Origin of the sequence: Asanoa ferruginea (assembly GCF_003387075.1) — a bacterium.
Lineage (GTDB): Bacteria > Actinomycetota > Actinomycetes > Mycobacteriales > Micromonosporaceae > Asanoa > Asanoa ferruginea.
Genome location: NZ_QUMQ01000001.1, coordinates 8,584,853 through 8,602,204, shown reverse-complemented (window position 1 = coordinate 8,602,204; position 17,352 = coordinate 8,584,853). Strand labels below are relative to the sequence as shown.

The following is a 17,352-nucleotide window of genomic DNA, read 5'->3' as shown; positions in this document are numbered from 1 at the left end:
CCGCAGCGCGAGCGGGCGGCGGTGGCGCTAGGGCCTGGCGGCGACGAAGATCGCGGTCCCAGGGAAGAGGCGGCCGCGCAGCGGGCTCCACTGGCCCCAGATCTGGGTGTGCCCCTCGGGCCATTCCGGCTCGATCAGGTCTTCGAGCACGAACCCGGCGGCCACCAGTTCGCGGATGCGGTCGCCGAGCGTGCGGTGCTGCTCGACGTAGGTCGGCGCCCCGCCGGCGGCGGTCTCGACGTAGGGACGGCGGTCGAAGTAGGAGTGGACGGCCACCAGGCCGCCCTCGCCCGGGTCGTCCAGGAAGATCCACCGCATCGGGTGGGTCACCGCGAACACCCACCGCCCGCCCGGTCGCACCACCCGGAACACCTCGCGCATCAGTGCGCCGGAGTCGGCCACGAACGGCACGGCGCCGAAGGCGGTGAACGCGATGTCGAACGCCTCGGTCCGGAACGGCAGCGCCAGCGCGTCGGCCTGGACCAGCGGCAGCCGTACACCCGATGCTGTGTTCTGGGTCACAGCGTGCCGGAGCATGCCGCCGGAGAGATCGGTGGCAACGACCTGCGCACCCTGCGTGGCGAGCCAGCGCGCGGCGGCCGCGGCGCCGGCACCGACCTCGATGATCCGCCGCCCCGCGATCGGGCCGAGCAGGTGGGCGTCGGCCTCCCGCAAACCCTCCGGGCACCAGCGGAAATCCACCTCGCCGAGGAAGCCACCGTGCTCGGCCTGGTAGGCGTCGGCATCCTTGTCCCACCAGCCCCGGCTGGCCCGGCGGGCTTCGGCGTCGGTCACCGTGCGTCGGCCCACCCCGGGATCGTCGTCAGACACCACTTAACCCCATCACGCGGTACGAACCCGGCGCGGCTTGGGGAGGGCTTGCACGCTGTGGTAATGCGCACGGTAAGCTAGTCGATGCGCACGCGGATTGTGTGCCTCGGCAGGGAGCAGGCGTCCGCGGTCAACGGACACCATCAATGATCATGGGCGATCGTTGCGGTGTGCCCGACGACCAATTCGTGGGCGCACACAGGTCATTAGCTACCCGCATCGCAGCTGTGACACACCATCCGACCGGAGCAACCGCCCACATGACGAGCAGCATCGAGGCCACCTCGAGCGCCAACAAGGTCACCATCGACGACCTCGGTTCCGAGGAGGCATTCCTCGCCGCGATCGATGAGACCATCAAGTACTTCAACGACGGCGACATTGTCGAAGGCACCGTCGTCAAGGTCGATCGGGACGAGGTCCTGCTCGACATCGGCTACAAGACCGAGGGGGTCATCCCCTCTCGTGAGTTGTCGATCAAGCACGACGTCGACCCCGCCGAGGTGGTGTCGGTCGGTGACCACATCGAGGCCCTGGTCCTCCAGAAGGAGGACAAGGAAGGTCGCCTGATCCTCTCGAAGAAGCGCGCGCAATACGAGCGGGCGTGGGGCACCATCGAGAAGATCAAGGAAGAAGACGGCGTCGTCCGCGGCTCCGTCATCGAGGTGGTCAAGGGTGGTCTGATTCTCGACATCGGTCTCCGGGGCTTCCTGCCCGCCTCCCTTGTTGAGATGCGGCGGGTCCGTGACCTTCAGCCCTACGTGGGCCGTGAGCTCGAGGCCAAGATCATAGAGCTCGACAAGAACCGCAACAACGTGGTTCTGTCGCGCCGGGCCTGGCTCGAGCAGACCCAGTCCGAGGTGCGCACCGAGTTCCTCAACAAGCTCCAGAAGGGCCAGGTCCGCAAGGGCGTGGTCTCGTCGATCGTCAACTTCGGCGCGTTCGTCGACCTGGGCGGCGTCGACGGTCTGGTGCACGTCTCCGAGCTCTCCTGGAAGCACATCGACCACCCGTCCGAGGTTGTCGAGGTCGGCCAGGAGGTCGAGGTCGAGGTTCTCGACGTCGATCTCGACCGCGAGCGGGTGTCCCTGTCGCTCAAGGCGACCCAGGAAGACCCGTGGCGCCAGTTCGCCCGCACCCACGCGATCCAGCAGATCGTGCCGGGCAAGGTCACGAAGCTGGTTCCGTTCGGTGCGTTCGTGCGGGTCGACGACGGCATCGAGGGCCTGGTCCACATCTCCGAGCTGGCCGAGCGCCACGTGGAGATCCCGGAGCAGGTCGTCCAGGTCGGTTCCGACGTCATGGTCAAGGTCATCGACATCGACCTCGAGCGCCGGCGGATCTCGCTGTCGCTCAAGCAGGCCAACGAGGGCTTCGTCGAGGGTGAAGAGCACTTCGACCCGACCCTCTACGGCATGGCCGCGACCTACGACAACGAGGGCAACTACATCTACCCCGAGGGCTTCGACCCGGAGACGGGTGAGTGGCTCGAGGGTTACGACAAGCAGCGCGAAACCTGGGAGACGCAATACGCCGAGGCGCGCCAGCGGTGGGAGGCGCACACCAAGCAGGTTGTGTCGTCCCGCGCCGCCGACGCCGAGGCCGCCGCGGCTCCGCCCGCGCCGGCGGGCCAGAGTGGTGGCGGGGCTTCCTCCTCGTCCTCCACGCCGACCCGTCCGGCCGAGGAGCCGGCCGGCACGCTGGCGACCGACGAAGCGCTCGCCGCGCTTCGGGAGAAGCTGGCCGGCAAGTAAGCACGGCACGTCCAACGAACGGCCCCGCACCGCAAGGTGCGGGGCCGTTCGGCTTGTTAGCCTGGCGCGCGTGTTACGAGTGGGGCTGACGGGCGGCATCGGGGCGGGCAAGAGCGCGGCGGCCGCGCGGTTCGCCGCCAACGGCGCGGTGGTGATCGACTCCGACCGGCTGGCGCGTGAGGTGGTCGAGCCCGGCACGCCCGGGCTGGCCGAGGTGGTCGCCGCCTTCGGGTCGGGGGTGCTGCGCGACGACGGCGCGCTGGACCGGCCCGCACTCGGCCGGATCGTGTTCGGCGACGCGGCCGCCCGCAAGCGGCTCGAAGGCATCCTGCACCCGCTGATCCAGCGGCGTAGCGCAGCCCTGGCGTCCGCCGCACCAGCGGGCGCGATCATCGTCAACGACATCCCGCTGCTGGTCGAGGGCGGGGTAGCGGCGGCCTACCACCTGGTCGTGGTGGTCGACGCCGCGCCCGCGGTGCGGGTCGAGCGGCTGGTCCGCGACCGGGGGATGACCACCGACGACGCGTCGGCCCGGATCGCCGCCCAGATCGACGACGCCACCCGCCGCGCGGCCGCCGACGTAGTGCTCGACAACAGCGGCGCACCGTCGGCATTGGACTCGGCCGCCGATGCCCTCTGGGCCGACCGGCTGGTGCCGTTCGCGCGCAACCTCGCCGAGGATCGACCGGCTGCCTGGGCGCCCGACGTCGTCGCTTACGACCCGGCCTGGCCGGCGCAGTTCGAGCGGCTCGCGGCGCGGATCCGGCACCGGGTCGGCGACCGCCCGATCGCGCACGTCGGGCCTACCGCCATCGTCGGCGCGGCCGCGCCGGACGTCATCGGCATGTCGCTGACGGCTGGGTCGGCCTCGCAGGTCGACGATTTGCGGTCGCCGCTGGGTGCCGCCGGGTTCCTGCCGTCGGCCGGCGGCACGTATGCCAACGCCGACCCGGGGCGGCCGGCCGAGGTGCGCGTGCTGGTCGGTTAACGGTCCTGGCCGGCTAGCACCTAGTAGCGCCGACCGGGGCCGGGCGGCCGAGGTGGCCGTGCTGGTCGGTTAGAGGTGCTGGCCGGCGAGCGCGTGGTAGCGGCTGACCCAGTCGCGGTTGAGCTGGTCGGCCTGCCTGCGGTGCCGCGGGACGAACGCGTGCCCGGCCGGGAGATCGAGCCCGAGGAAGCCGATGATTCCGCTGGTGACGCCATCGATGTCGGTGGTCAGGTCTTCATAGCGCACGCTGTGCGGCTGGATGTCGTAGGTCGTGAACCAGGTGCGCCAGGCGTCGTTGTGTTGGCGGATGGTCCGGACGAGGGTGTCGATCTGCGCGAAGTCGAAGCGGGGCTCACGGTCGGGCAGGGCGACGTCGTCGTGCTGCCAGAACTGGGTCTGCTCGGCGCGCGCCCAGGACACGGCCTGCGCCACCGTGTCGTCACGCCAGCAATGCACGAAGCGGAGCCGGCCGAAGGCGCGGGTGAGCAGGTCGAGGTCGGTGTGTGTCGAGCCGTGCGCGGCGGCGAGCTTGGCGACCAGCTCGTCGAGCGTTCCCCACATCACCCGGGCAGCGAAGATGCCGTTGGGAGTGCTGCCCTCCGCGATCGCCGCTCGGACGTAGTCGCGGTAGTCGAACGATCCGGTTTCGTCGTGGGGCAGGCGCCAGCGATCGACCCACAACTCCTCGCCCGGCACCCGGAAGTAGGACTCCGGCCGGCCGGCGACCCCGGTGTCGCGGAGCAGCCCGCACAGCAGCGTGCTCCCGGTCCGCGGTGTGCCGCAGAGCAGGTAGGCGTCGATGCCTTCGCCGGTAGCCATGGCCGACAGTCAACCAGCGGTGCCGCCGGCACCGCACCAGGATTTCCCGGTAGCGGCCGCTAGCCGAGCGGTGCGGTGGGCAGGGTCGGCACGGTGTCGTCGGTCAGGTCGAGCTGGGCCCACGTGCCGGAGCGGGTGCGCGCCTCCAGCCGGCGGACCGCGCCGGTCTTGTCCAGCCAGTAGCGCATCCGGGCCTGGCCGCGGCCGATGATGCCCTGCTCGGCCGGCTTGGCGATCTCGAAGACGGTCATGCCGGCCCCGTCGATCTTGTCCTTGCGCAGGAAAGAGGCGTGATCGATGAAGTACGACGCGCTGTCCTTGCTGGTGGCAGCCGACGCGAGCGCCTCGCCGAGCAGCAGGTCGATGTCGAGGCTGCCGCGCGCGTCGGTGCGCTGGGCCCAGGCCTGGAACTGCCAGCCGTTGTCCGGCGCCGGCAGCGGCGGGGTGTCCATCGCCTTACCGGACTTCGTCTGATAGGCCACGCCGGCCGCGTTGGCCCGCAGGAACGCCACGTCGGTCGGCTTCGCGGTGTCGGAAACGGCCAGGTAGGCCACCGTCGAGGTCCAGTCCACCCAGCCGCCGCCGCGCAGGTTGGCCGTCGGCACCGTCGGGACGGCGATGGTGAGCCGGGCCCCGCCGCGCTCCAGGCTGCGCTGGCGCATCTTGGCCAGCAGGGCGGCCTCCGACTTGCTCGGGGCGCGCGGCGTGATCGGGGCACCGCCGAACGCGGCGACGGCCGTGAGGTCGGGGCGGTTCTCGCGGTCGAGGTCGGCGCGTACGGACAGGTTGCCCGGCAGCAGCGCCTCGAAGCGGCGGAGCTTGGCGCCGCTGTCGAGCCAATAGCGAACGGTGCCGCCGAGTTCGCTGAGGGCGGTCGGCGGGGCGGTGCGCGCCGGGCTCGGGCTCGCCGTGGCCGTCGCCGGAGCGGCGCTCTCGGTGGCCTTCGCGCGTTCCGGCTGGCGGGTGGTGTCGTCCGTGGCCTGGTCGGCGGCGGTCGGCTGGCCGCCGTTCGGCGCGTCGCCGTTCGGCTGGTCGGTGGTCGACCCGTTCGTGCTCGGCTCGGCGGAGCTCGGCTGGGACTTCTTCGGCTTGGCGGCCGGCGGGGTGGCGGTCGGGAACGGCTGGGGTGGCACTGCCGGGCCGAGGAGCACGTCGACCGTCGTACCCCCGATGCGTTCCTGGCCCATCCACCGCGATTCGGTCTTTGCCAGCAGGTCCGCGGGGTCGGGCTTGGTGCTGGCCATGACGAACACGAGCGACAGGAACGCGTCCAGTGGCTTGGCCGTCTTGCCCGACGCTGACCAGGTCCGGACCTGCCAGCCGTCGGCCGGCGGGGTGGCGGGCGGCTCGGCCACCGGCGGCGCCGGCTTGGTGGCGTCCGTCGACTGCGCGGGGTTGGCCTCCTCGGCCGCTTCACCGGGCGTCGCGGAACGGGTCGCCACCACACCGGGTACGGACTGGAGCAGCCCCCGCATGTCGCCGGCCCCGGGCCCACCGACCCGCAGGTAGGACAGCCCCTTCTTCCAGTCGACCCAGCCGGCGACGCGGACCTGGGCGTCGCCGTCGCCCCAGGTGGCGTGCAGGCCGGCGCGCTCGTCGCGGTAGTTGGTGACCCGCATGTCGCCGAGGCGGCTGGCCTCGCTCGCGGACAGCGGCCGGGCCTGCACGGCCTGCTTCTCCGGTGCGCAGGAGACCATGCCGCCGACCAGGCCGGCGATCGAGCCGAGGGAGAGGCAGGAGAGCACGACCAACGCGACAACGCGGCGCCGTTCGGCTGGACGACGGGAAAGGGTCACGCGTGGTTGAACGGCTGAAAGTGGCAGAGGTGACGTATATCGGGAGTGTTGGCAGCGCCCTTTGCGACTGGTGAGGTCAGGGCGCTCGCGGCGGCCGGTCTGCGCATCGCGCGACCGCGTCGGGTGCGCACGCCGACGATGTGCCGGGGCTGCAACCACAGCGCCGGGGATGACCGGCCGGTGTGGAGGCCCGGTCATTGCTCCCGGTCGGCCGCCGCGAGCGGCCTACGCTCAAACGGTAGCGCGGTGACCTATCCCACACAATGACAATATTGAAGCCGATCACCTACGGGGAGTTGGCGCGTGGGAACATGTCGTACCCCCGACGTAGTTTTATGGGCATGACGCTGGACATCCCCCGCACCGACGGCCGGTTCGAGGTCGTCAGCGATTACAAGCCGGCCGGCGACCAGCCGGCTGCCATCGACGATCTTGAGCGTCGGGTGCGTCAGGGCGACCGGCACACGGTGCTGCTCGGCGCGACCGGCACCGGCAAGAGCGCGACGACGGCCTGGCTGATCGAGCGCCTGCAACGGCCGGCCCTCGTGATCGCACCCAACAAGACCCTGTGCGCCCAGCTCGCCAAGGAGTTCCGCGAGCTGCTGCCCAATAACGCCGTCGAATATTTCGTCTCTTACTACGACTACTACCAGCCCGAGGCCTACATTCCGCAGACCGACACCTACATCGAGAAGGACTCGTCGGTCAACGAAGAGGTCGAGCGGCTGCGCCACTCGGCGACGATGTCGCTGCTGACCCGCCGCGACGTGGTGGTGGTCGCGACCGTCTCGGCGATCTACGGTCTGGGCACCCCGCAGGAATACCTCGACCAGTCGGTGCACCTCAAGCGCGGTGCCGAGATCGACCGCGACAAGGTGCTGCGCCGGCTCGTCGACATCCAATACACCCGCAACGACATGTCGTTCACCCGCGGCACGTTCCGGGTCCGGGGCGACACGCTGGAGATCATCCCGGCCTACGAGGAGCTCGCCGTCCGGGTCGAGCTGTGGGGCGACACGATCGAAAACCTCTACTACCTGCACCCGCTGACCGGCGACGTGATCCGCGAGGTCGACGAGCTGATGATCTTCCCGGCGTCGCACTACGCGGCCGGCGCCGAGCGGATGGAGCGGGCGATCGGGCGGATCGAGAGCGAGCTGGCCGAGCGGCTGACCGAGCTCGACGGGCAGAACAAGCTGCTCGAAGCGCAGCGGCTGCGGATGCGCACGACCTACGACATCGAGATGATGCGGCAGGTCGGCTTCTGCAACGGCATCGAGAACTACTCGATGCACATCGACGGGCGCACCTTCGGCGACCCGCCCTACTGCCTGCTCGACTACTTCCCCGACGACTTCGTGACGGTCATCGACGAGTCACACGTGACGGTGCCCCAGATCGGCGCGATGTATGAAGGCGACGCGTCCCGCAAGCGGCTCCTGATCGAGCACGGTTTCCGGCTGCCGAGCGCGGCCGACAACCGGCCGTTGCGGTTCGACGAGGTCCTCGACCGGGTCGGCCAGATGGTCTTCCTCTCCGCGACCCCCGGGCCGTGGGAGATGCGCGAGGCCGGCGGCGAGTTCGTCGAGCAGGTCATCCGGCCCACCGGCCTGATCGACCCCGAGGTCGTGGTCAAGCCGACCAAGGGCCAGATCGACGACCTGATGCACGAGATCAAGGTGCGCGCCGACCGCGACGAACGCGTCCTGGTCACCACGCTGACCAAGAAGATGTCCGAAGACCTGACCGACTACCTGCTCGAGCACGGCATCCGGGTGCGCTACCTGCACTCCGAGGTCGACACGCTGCGCCGGGTCGAGCTGCTGCGCGAGCTGCGCAAGGGCGACTACGACGTGCTGGTCGGCATCAACCTGCTGCGCGAGGGTCTCGACCTGCCCGAGGTGTCGCTGGTGTCGATCCTCGACGCCGACAAGGAGGGCTTCCTGCGCAGCGGCCGGTCGCTGGTGCAGACCATCGGCCGCGCGGCGCGAAACGTCTCCGGCCAGGTGCACATGTATGCCGACAAGATGACCCCGTCGATGGCCGAGGCGATCGACGAGACCAACCGCCGGCGGGCGAAGCAGGTGGCGCACAACGAGGCCAACGGCATCTCACCCGAGCCGCTCCGCAAGAAGATCCACGACATCCTCGACGACATCTACCGCGAGGCCGCCGACACCGAGGGCGCCCTCGGCCCGGCGACCGTCGGCGGTGGTGGCCGGCAGATGTCGAGGGGCAAGGGCCCGGTGCCGGAGACCCGCTCGAGGGGCAAGGCCGCGGAGGCCCGTCCGTCCCGCGAGGGCATGGCCCGCCACGACCTGGCTCGGCTCATCCAGGACCTCAACGACCAGATGCTGGCCGCGGCCCGCGAGCTCCAGTTCGAGCTCGCCGCCCGGATCCGCGACGAGGTCCACGAGCTCAAGAAGGAACTCCGCGGCATGGACGTGGCCGGGGTCAAATGACCGCCTACACCGTCGGAGCGCCAGGTGCCGCGCTCCGACGGGCCGTCGGCCCCTACGTCGGCTACGCCGAGCGGGCCACGGCACCGCTCGCCCGCCGCGAGGTGGCGGTCTCCCGCTGCGTCCTGGTGATCGGCTGGGGCGCCTCGCTCGACGTGCACGACCCACGCGGCCCGGCCGGCGGCGCGACCTCGGTCGCGTCCTTCGCGGCGGGCCTGGCCGACACCTACGTCGACACGGTCACCGCACCCGGCCAGGCCGAGGGCGTCCAGGTGATGCTCGACCCGCTGGTCGCCGCCCGCATCCTGGGCCGCCCGTTCGGCGAGGTCGCCAACCGGGTCGTCGCCCTCTCCGACCTCGACGGCGCCGCGCTGCGCGACCTGCGCGCCCTGCCCGCTCGGCTGGGCGCCGCGGCTGGCTGGGGCGAGCGGTTCGCACTCCTCGACCAGGCCTTCGGCGCCCGCCTGTCGGCGACGCCACCACCAGACCCGCGGCTGGCCGGCGCCTGGCGTCAGCTGCGCACGACGGGCGGCGCCGTCCCGGTCGAGGCTTTGGCCGCGGCCACCGGTTGGAGCCGCCGCCATCTGGGGGCGATGTTCCGTCGGGAGCTAGGCCTGCCGCCCAAGGTGCTGGCCCGGCTGGTGCGCTTCGAGCGCGCCCACGCCCAGGCCGCCCGGGCGTCGTCGGTCGGCTGGGCCACGGTCGCGGCCGACGCGGGCTACTACGACCAGGCCCATCTGATCCGCGACTTCCGCGCCTTCGCCGGCGCGACCCCCGCCCGGGTCCCCGCCCTTGGCCCAGCGCTGACGGCCGCGACCTGACGGCGGCTGCGCTGCGCCGGTCGCCGGTGGTGACTGCCGCGATCTGACGGCGACTTCTCCGCGCCGTTTCCGGCTGTGACCGCTGTGCTGACGGCGACTTCGCGCCGGTCCGGCGCTGACCGCTCCGATCTGACGGCGACCCCTGCGCCGTTCCCGGTGCTGACCGCGGCGATCTGACGGCGACGCCCCCTCGTCGTTTCCGGCGGTGACCGCAATGGTGACGGCGACTTCGCGCCGGTCCGGCGCTGACCGCTCCGATCCGACGGCGACTACCTCCGTGTGGATGTTGGCCCGTCGCCGGGCGGTGGGTGCGATGGTGGGTCGTGGCGTGTTGATGGATCGGGGGATCTGATGGCTGGCAATGCAACGCGGGTCTGGCTGGTGACCGGGGCGACCTCCGGGTTCGGCCGGGCGATCGCGGAGGAGGCGGCGGCTCGCGGCGACACCGTGGTGGGTGCCGCCCGCACCACCGACCGCCTCGACGATCTCGCGGCCGCTCACCCGGGCCGGGTGCACGCCGTCGCGCTCGACGTCACCGACACAACCCGGTGCGCGGCGGTCGTCGACGAGGTGGCCGACCGGTTCGGCCGGATCGACGTGCTGGTCAACAACGCCGGCCGTACGCAGGTGGGCGCGCTGGAGGAGACCACCGACGACGAGTTGCGCTACCTGTTCGAGCTGCACTTCTTCGGCCCGGCGGCGCTGACCCGGGCGGTGCTGCCGCACATGCGCCACGCCGGCGGGGGCACGGTGGTGCAGATGTCGAGCGTGGGCGGGAAATACAGCGGACCCGGCTTCGGCGCCTACTCGGCCACGAAGTTCGCGCTGGAAGGTCTCACCGAGGCGTTGCGGCAGGAGGTCGACTTCGGGGTGCGGTTCCTGATCGTCGAGCCGGGCTCTTTCCGCACGGGCCTGTTCGGTCCGGACGCCGCCTACGTCTCCGAGCCACACCCGGCCTACGCGGCCACCGTCGGCCCTACCCGCGAATATCTGGGCACCCACGGCAGCCAACCCGGCGACCCGGCCAAGGCGGCCCGCGCGATCCTGGCCGTCCTCGACGCACCGGATCCACCGCTCCGCCTGGCCCTGGGCGCCGACGCCGTCGAATCGATCGGTGCCGTGCTGGCCGAACAGACCGCGGAGCTGGCGAAGTGGGCGGACCTCAGCCGCGCCACCGCCATCGACGGGAGCTGACGGGCCCTCAGCCGCGGCACCGCCATCGACGGGAGCTGACGGGCCCTCAGCCGCGGCACCGCCATCGACGGGAGCTGACGGGCCCTCAGCCGTAGCGGTTGAAGCCGCCCTCGGAGTCGATCACCTGGCCGGTGACCCAGCCGGCGTCGGGGGAGCAGAGCCAGGCGACGAGGCGGGCCGCGTCGTCGGGGGTGCCCCAGCGCCCGCCGGGGAACAGCTCGGCGACGGCGGTCTGCGTGTCGGCCGACGCCCAGCCGGTCTCGGTCGGTCCCGGGTTGACGCAGTTGATCGTGATGCCGCGGCGCATCAGGGTCGTGCCGAGTTGCTGGGTCAGGCTTTCCACGGCGGCCTTGCTGACCGCGTAGGGCAGTTCGCCGATCATCGGACCCAGCCGCTGACCGCTGGAGAACAGCACCACCCGCCCGGCGCCGGCCTCGTGTGCTGCCGCGAACGCCTCGACCAGCAACATCGTGGCGCGGATGTTGACGACCAGGTGCCGGTCGATCTCCGCGGCGTCGAGTGCACCGAAGGTGTTGCCGGTCGAATAGGTGTGCACGGCGACCAGGGTGTCGACCCGACCGAAGCGCTCGACCGCGTCCTGGACCAGTGCGCCGGGCGCGTCGGGGTCGGTCAGGTCCGCGGGGGCGTAGTGATGCGGTCCCGCGCCCAACTCCGCCATGATCGCCGCGATGCCGTCGGGATCGCCGCCATAGGGCTGCTCGTCGTCATAGGAGGGCAACCCGCTCAACAGCAGGCGATGCTCACTGGCGGCCAGCCGCCGGGCGACCGCCGCGCCGATGCCGATGCGCCGACTCACCCCGGTCACGAGCGCCACCCGTTGCGTCACGCCGGACACCTAATCACATATCGGCGAACGCCGGTCACCTTTACGATGGCGCGATGCCCGAGCTTCAGCGCCTCGACGCGGGCCACGCCACTGCCCTGCTGCGCTTCGAGCGCGAGAACCGCGCCTACTTCGCGCGCTTCATCTCCGACCGGGGCGACGACTACTTCGCCGAGTTCGACGCCCGCCACGCGACCCTGCTCGCCGAGCAGGCGGCCGGCGAGCACCACCTCCACGTTTTGGTCGACGAAGCCGGCGACGTGCTCGGTCGCTTCAACCTGTTCGACGTCGCCGACGGCACGGCCGAACTCGGCTTCCGGCTCGCCGAGCACGCGACCGGCCGCGGCGTCGCGACAGCCGCGGTCGGCCAGGTCTGCGAACTGGCCCGCGACAGCTACGGGCTGCACCGCCTGACCGCCGTCGCGGCCCTGACGAACGCCGGCTCGCTCGGGGTGCTCCGCCGCAACGACTTCACCCCCACCGGCGAGGTCCACATGCACGGCAAGCCCTGCCTGCGGCACATCCGCGACCTCGTCTCACCCGCCGCTGCTGTTGCCTGAGGCCGCCGATACGCGTGAAGAGAGAGACGCCAACTCGGAGGTGGGATGCTCCGATGCCGCGCCCGAGCAACCTCGCCGGAGATATCCCAGGCGCGTGCGGCCGTTCCCATGATGAGGTGGCACGGTGACCGACCAGGATGAGGCGGCGGCTGTCCTGCCGTTGACGGTGGCTTGGGTGAACCGGCACCTGGAGGTCGGCGAACGGATCGTCAGGACCGAAGTGCTGCACGGCGGCATCACCGCCGACGTGCGGAAGCTGACCGTCGGCAGGCACGACGAAAGCACGCGCGACGGAAGCCCGCGCGACGGAAGCCCGCGCGACGGAAGCCCGCGCGACGGAAGCCCGCGCGACGGAAGCACCCGTGACGGAAGCACGCGCCACGGAAGCACGCGCGACGCAAGCACGCGCGACGCAAGCACGCGCGACCTGGTGCTGCGGAGCTACGTCGACCCGTTCTACCTGGGCTACGCCGAGGATCTGCTGACCCGCGAGTCCGGCGCCCTGTCCCTGCTCCCGGGCACCGGCGTGCCGGCTCCGGCACTCGTCGCGGTCGACCCCACAGCCGAGCATTGCGAGTATCCGTCGCTGCTGATGACCCATCTGCCCGGCCGGACGGTCCTCGACGACGAGGGGTTGGCGACGCGGGTCCCGCTGCTGGCCCGTCAACTCGTGGCGATACACGCGTTGCGACCTGCCGAGCGGCCCAGGAAATACGTGACCCTGACGACCGCCGACACCGTCGTGACTCCGCAGGGCGCCGACGCGGCCACCTGGGCCGCCGCGATCGACGTGATCCGCAGCCCCGCGCCGCGCTACCAAGGGCGATTCCTGCACCGAGACTTCCAACCCGGCAACGTGCTGTTCGACGCCGAAGGGTCGCAGCAGGTTCGGATCACCGGCGTCGTCGACTGGGCAGGCACCTCCTGGGGCCCGGCAGACCTCGACGTGGCGCACACCTCCACCAATCTCGCGCTCCTGCACGGCCCGACCTGGGGCCTGGCCTTCGCCGCGGCCTACGAGGAGGCCGGCGGAGTCCTGGCCGAAGCCAAGAGCGAGCGGCTCTACTGGCTGGTCCGCGACGCGCTGGCCTTCTCCGAGGAGCTGGAGTTCGTGGCGCGGCCATGGCGCAAGGCAGGCAGGACCGATCTGACGACCCGAGCCGTGGAGGAACGGCTGGACGCCTACGTCACCACCCTGATGGGCTAAACCACGTCAGGCGTCGGTCGAGATGTCGGTGAAGTGCTCGACGACCGGGGGAGAGGCGAAGTAGGGCCCGATGTGGCCGCGCCACTGGGTGAAGCGGTCCGTCTCCCGGAAGTTCTCCAGATGCGCTTCGACCGTGTCCCACTCGACGAGCAGGACGAACCGTGACGGCGACTCCACGCCGCGGGTCATCCGGATGGAACGGAAGCCCGGCGTGCCCCTGACCAGGGTGTGTGCGGTCCGGTAGGCGGCGGTGAACGCCTCCTCCTCGCCCGGCCGGATGTCGATCAGCGCAACCTCGAGGATCATGCGAGAGAGCCTCCCATGATCGGCCAGGAGGCACCGAAACATCCTAGGATGCACTACGCGGTGTGTCATGTTCACCAAGATCACGGGTGACTTGTGCTGGTCGATGTGTCAAATCGGCATGTGATGGGTGACAATGGTGCGCAGAGGAGGGGAGTATTCCCCCGCGGCGTTGTCGTCAACACGGCAGTCGTCCAGCGTCAGCTGGGCGTCCACCCGGCAGCGTCGGTCACCAAGGCCTTGGGCCCGGTGGTGGAAGAGACCTCCCGACAGTCACCACCCTGCACGTCGCCTGACGGCGATAGTCGTGTGCCTGCCGGAGGTCTATTTGAACGCGCCTGCTTTGCACGTGTCCCCGCTCGTCTGGGCCATCACCTTGATCGTGATGGTCGCGGTCCTACTGGCCGACCTGTTCATCATCGGTCGCCGACCCCACGAGCCGAGCATCAAAGAGTCGACGATCTGGGTATCGATCTATGTAGGGCTCGCCCTGCTGTTCGGTCTCGGCTTGTGGCTCACCTCAGGCGGCGTGTTCGCCGGCGAGTTCTATGCCGGCTGGCTGACCGAATACAGCCTCTCCGTCGACAACCTGTTCGTCTTCGTGATCATCATGACCAGGTTCGTGGTGCCGCGGCATCTGCAACAGGAGGTGCTGCTCGTCGGCATCATCCTGGCGCTGGTGATGCGTGGCGCCTTCATCGCCGCGGGTTCGGCGCTGATCAGCCAGTTCTCCTGGGTCTTCTACATCTTCGGCGCGTTCCTGGTCTACACGGCGATCAACTTCGCGCGTCAGGGCGAGCCGAGCGAAGAAGAGTTCAAGGAAAACATCGTGATCCGGTGGGTACGGCGAGCCGTGCCCTTCTCTCGCGACTTCGACGGAGCGAAGATCACCACCCGGGACAGCATGGGTAAGCGGCTGTTCACCCCGATGCTGGTCGTGATGATCGCGATCGGCACCACGGATCTGATCTTCGCGCTCGACTCGATCCCGGCCATCTTCGGCGTGACCAAGGAGCCCTACCTGGTCTTCACCGCCAACGTGTTCGCGCTGATGGGCCTGCGCCAGCTCTACTTCCTGCTCGGCGGCCTGCTCGACCGGCTGGTCTACCTCAACATCGGCCTGGCCGTGGTGCTGGCGTTCATCGGCGTGAAGCTGGTGCTCGAGGCGCTGGCCGACAACAACCTGCCGTTCCTCAACGGCGGCGAGCACATCAGCTGGGCACCGCACATCCCGATCTGGCTGTCGCTCTCGGTCATCCTCGGAACCCTGCTGATAGCGACGGTGGCGAGCTTGGCCAAATCGGCCCGGGACAAACGCAAAGAGCGCGAGCTGACCAGCGTGGGCAGCTAGCGCAGAAACAGAAACGCCGCTCCGGCAGCTATGCCGGGGCGGCGTTCTCATGTCGGTGTGCAGGTCGCCTCTCGGCGAGTGGCGCGACGCGGCTCCAGCCGAACGGTATTCCGCGAAGGCAATTTAGGTGAGGCCCGGGGACACTGAACACACCGACAAATACGTCAACCACGGACCCCCGCCGGGCATTCCCGGGAGCTCAGCCAACCCGGTGCGCCGCGACCAGGGTCGCCGCCCGCGCTTCCGACATCGGCTCCTCGACCACCCGCCGCTGGGTGTAGCAGGCGTGCAGCATCCGCCCCGGCTGACCGGTCACGATGCCGACGTGGTGGATGCGACGGCCGGGACGCGCGAAAAAGTAGAGGTCACCGGCCCGCTCGGAGCCCAGCGGCACGGACCGGGTCGCCGCGGCCTGGTCGGCGGCGTCGCGGGGGAGGGTCACCCCGAACCGGCGCCAGGACAGATGGACCAGACCGGAACAGTCGATCCCGTACGCCGAGAGCCCGCCCCAGACATAGGGCACCCCTTGCAGCCGTGACGCCACATCGAGCGCGGCGGCCGGCTGCCCACCGTCGCCGTCGAACGTCACCACGTCGGCGGCCGCGACCCAGTGCGGCTCGTCGCCATCGACCGCGCGCACCGGCAGCCAGCCGGAGACGGCGACACCCGTGAGCACCAGCCGGGTGCCCAGCACCACGTTGGCCACGGCCACCGGCCCACCCGGTGAGACCCGCAGGTCGGTCGAGGTCGCGTCGACGACAAGGGTGGTGTCGTCGACCGAAGGGGGAGCCGGTGCCGGAGCGAGTTGCGCATCCGGGATCCACCCCGGGTAGCCACGCCGGTCACGGACGCCGGGCTGCTGAAGCGCCACGACGCGGGCCCAGCCGTCATCGCGGACCTCGTCGACCCGGACCCGCTCGCCCAGCAGCAACTGGCTCAGCACGCCCTCGCCGATCTGCTGCTCGACGGACATCGACGCCACCCAGGAGGGGATGTCGGCGGTGCGCCCGAGCGCGCGGCTGTCGATCGGACGGACCGCGTCGGGTGTGGACCACAGGGTCGCGACGGCCACTCGCACCATCGCGTCACTGCCTGCCCGCACCGCCCGTTGCCTGTCCGCTCGCATCGTCGCCCGCCCCCCGTCCGCACCGCCGACGGGGTCCCCACCCCTTCAGCCAGGCTACGAAACTCTTCGCCGGTGCTCAATCACCCGCTGGAACTCTCCTTCATTCTGACCGCTCGGCCGACCCCGACGGGCCGACCGTCCAGATCCTCGGCCGCAAACCCCATTGACCGATTTCGGACGATCAGCGTGGGGCGGCGCCGTTGGCCGACGGGGGCAGCGTGAGGCCGAGGCCCGGCGCGTCTGGCAGCACGACCGTCGATGCCTCATAGGTCAGGCCGCCGATCACCGGCGACGACGCCAGCCACCAGGCGGCGTCGAGGTCCGGGACCGCGGTGGTGCCGCAGGCGGCGACCAGGCTGGCGGCGGCGCCGACGCCGACCGCGCTCTCCATCATCGTGCCGACGATCGTGCCCATGTCGTGCGCCTCGGCCAGCGCCAGCAGCGTGCGGGCGGGCGCGAGGCCGCCGCACTTGGCCAGCTTCACGTTGACCATGTCGGCCGCCCGGTTGCGGATCACCGTGACCAGGTCGCGGACCCCGTAGACCGACTCGTCGGCGAGGATCGGCACGTCGACCCGGTCGGTGACCCAGCGCAGGCCCTCGATGTCGCGATGGTCCACCGGCTGCTCGACCAGCTCCAGATCGGCACCGGCGTCCTGGGCGCTGCGGATGATCCGTACCGCCTCCTTCGCGGTCCAGCCCTGGTTGGCGTCGAGCCGGATGCGCGTCGCGGCGCCGGCGGCGGCGCGGACGTCGCGGATCCGGGCCAGGTCGGTCGCCGGGTCGGCGCCGACCTTGACCTTGAGCACGGTGAAGCCCTCGGCGACCCGGAAGCGCGCCGAGTCGGCGACGCTGACCTCGTCGGCCGCGGTCAGCGTCACGTCCGTGGGCACCCGCCGGGTGCTGCCGCCGAGCAACCGCGCCAGGGGTACGCCGAGCCGGCGCGCCGCCAGGTCGTGCAGCGCGACGTCGACCGCGGCCTTGGCGGTCTCGTTGCCCGCGACGGCGCCCGCGGTCGCCCGGCAGAGGGCGACCAGGTCGTCCGGGTCGCGCCCGATCAGCAGCGGCCGCAGCATCGTCATGACGCACGCCTCGGAACCGGCCAGCGACGCCCCGGTGACCTGCCAGACCTGCGGCGCCTCGCCGAAACCGGACCGGCCGTCGCCGTCGACGATCTCGACGATCAGCGTCTCCACGGAGGTCGCCCGGCGCAGCGCCGTCACGAAAGGCGTGTGCAGTGGCGCGCGTACCCGGTGGGTCCTCACATCCTCGATCGTCATGTGCGGCACCCTATCCGGAG

Annotated in this window: 15 protein-coding genes; 8 read left to right on the top strand and 7 right to left on the bottom strand. The window is 70.7% G+C overall.

Features of this window, described 5'->3' with window-relative positions; translation table 11 throughout:
- Positions 1 to 27 precede the first annotated feature (27 nt).
- On the bottom strand, positions 28 to 831 hold the full coding sequence (locus DFJ67_RS40100; protein WP_239097637.1) for a class I SAM-dependent methyltransferase: 804 nt from the start codon (positions 829 to 831) through the stop codon (positions 28 to 30).
- 260 nt (positions 832 to 1,091) lie between these two features.
- Here DFJ67_RS40100 and rpsA point away from each other — a divergent pair, with 260 nt between their 5' ends.
- Positions 1,092 to 2,585, top strand: coding sequence for a 30S ribosomal protein S1 (gene rpsA, locus DFJ67_RS40095; protein ID WP_116074650.1), 1,494 nt, complete (start codon positions 1,092 to 1,094; stop codon positions 2,583 to 2,585).
- A gap of 70 nt (positions 2,586 to 2,655) precedes the next feature.
- Complete coding sequence (coaE, locus tag DFJ67_RS40090) at positions 2,656 to 3,573, top strand: dephospho-CoA kinase (protein ID WP_170216176.1); 918 nt, start codon at positions 2,656 to 2,658, stop codon at positions 3,571 to 3,573.
- Between the two features lie 69 nt (positions 3,574 to 3,642).
- On the opposite strand, the gene DFJ67_RS40085 is transcribed toward coaE, so the two are convergent.
- Together DFJ67_RS40085 and DFJ67_RS40080 are read right to left on the bottom strand one after the other, a co-directional pair.
- Entirely contained in the window at positions 3,643 to 4,392 is a 750-nt protein-coding gene (locus tag DFJ67_RS40085) for a Stf0 family sulfotransferase (RefSeq protein ID WP_116074646.1), read from the bottom strand.
- Positions 4,393 to 4,451: 59 nt separating this feature from the next.
- A complete protein-coding gene (locus DFJ67_RS40080) occupies positions 4,452 to 6,188 on the bottom strand; it encodes a hypothetical protein (protein ID WP_147315789.1) in 1,737 nt (578 codons plus the stop codon).
- A 341-nt stretch (positions 6,189 to 6,529) separates the two neighbouring features.
- Here DFJ67_RS40080 and uvrB point away from each other — a divergent pair, with 341 nt between their 5' ends.
- The 3 genes from uvrB to DFJ67_RS40065 all read left to right on the top strand — a co-directional run bounded on the left by uvrB (position 6,530) and on the right by DFJ67_RS40065 (position 10,662).
- Entirely contained in the window at positions 6,530 to 8,650 is a 2,121-nt protein-coding gene (gene uvrB / locus DFJ67_RS40075) for an excinuclease ABC subunit UvrB (RefSeq protein ID WP_116077220.1), read from the top strand.
- Positions 8,647 to 9,468 (top strand): AraC family transcriptional regulator, encoded by an 822-nt coding sequence (locus DFJ67_RS40070; RefSeq protein WP_116074642.1) that lies wholly within the window; start codon positions 8,647 to 8,649, stop codon positions 9,466 to 9,468. The genes uvrB and DFJ67_RS40070 overlap by 4 nt, the downstream gene beginning before the upstream one ends.
- 351 nt (positions 9,469 to 9,819) lie before the next feature.
- The gene (locus tag DFJ67_RS40065; protein ID WP_116074640.1) at positions 9,820 to 10,662 is read left to right on the top strand and encodes an SDR family NAD(P)-dependent oxidoreductase; all 843 of its coding nucleotides are present in this window, start codon (positions 9,820 to 9,822) and stop codon (positions 10,660 to 10,662) included.
- Between the two features lie 85 nt (positions 10,663 to 10,747).
- Here the strand turns inward: DFJ67_RS40065 and DFJ67_RS40060 are convergent, their stop codons facing one another.
- A complete protein-coding gene (locus DFJ67_RS40060) occupies positions 10,748 to 11,509 on the bottom strand; it encodes an SDR family oxidoreductase (RefSeq protein WP_116077218.1) in 762 nt (253 codons plus the stop codon).
- Positions 11,510 to 11,562: 53 nt separating this feature from the next.
- Here DFJ67_RS40060 and DFJ67_RS40055 point away from each other — a divergent pair, with 53 nt between their 5' ends.
- Complete coding sequence (locus tag DFJ67_RS40055) at positions 11,563 to 12,066, top strand: GNAT family N-acetyltransferase (protein WP_116074638.1); 504 nt, start codon at positions 11,563 to 11,565, stop codon at positions 12,064 to 12,066.
- 124 nt (positions 12,067 to 12,190) lie between these two features.
- Positions 12,191 to 13,273 carry a phosphotransferase family protein gene (locus tag DFJ67_RS40050; RefSeq protein ID WP_211333986.1) on the top strand — a complete coding sequence of 361 codons (1,083 nt, stop codon included), beginning with the start codon at positions 12,191 to 12,193 and terminating at the stop codon, positions 13,271 to 13,273.
- Between the two features lie 6 nt (positions 13,274 to 13,279).
- Here the strand turns inward: DFJ67_RS40050 and DFJ67_RS40045 are convergent, their stop codons facing one another.
- On the bottom strand, positions 13,280 to 13,579 hold the full coding sequence (locus DFJ67_RS40045; protein WP_116074636.1) for an antibiotic biosynthesis monooxygenase family protein: 300 nt from the start codon (positions 13,577 to 13,579) through the stop codon (positions 13,280 to 13,282).
- A gap of 340 nt (positions 13,580 to 13,919) precedes the next feature.
- Between DFJ67_RS40045 and DFJ67_RS40040 the strand changes: the two genes are divergently transcribed.
- A complete protein-coding gene (locus tag DFJ67_RS40040; RefSeq protein WP_116074634.1) occupies positions 13,920 to 14,927 on the top strand; it encodes a TerC family protein in 1,008 nt (335 codons plus the stop codon).
- Positions 14,928 to 15,126: 199 nt separating this feature from the next.
- Here the strand turns inward: DFJ67_RS40040 and DFJ67_RS40035 are convergent, their stop codons facing one another.
- Positions 15,127 to 16,008, bottom strand: coding sequence for a C40 family peptidase (locus tag DFJ67_RS40035; RefSeq protein ID WP_239097314.1), 882 nt, complete (start codon positions 16,006 to 16,008; stop codon positions 15,127 to 15,129).
- 226 nt (positions 16,009 to 16,234) lie between these two features.
- On the bottom strand, positions 16,235 to 17,332 hold the full coding sequence (locus DFJ67_RS40030) for a mandelate racemase/muconate lactonizing enzyme family protein (protein WP_116074630.1): 1,098 nt from the start codon (positions 17,330 to 17,332) through the stop codon (positions 16,235 to 16,237).
- Positions 17,333 to 17,352 lie beyond the last annotated feature (20 nt).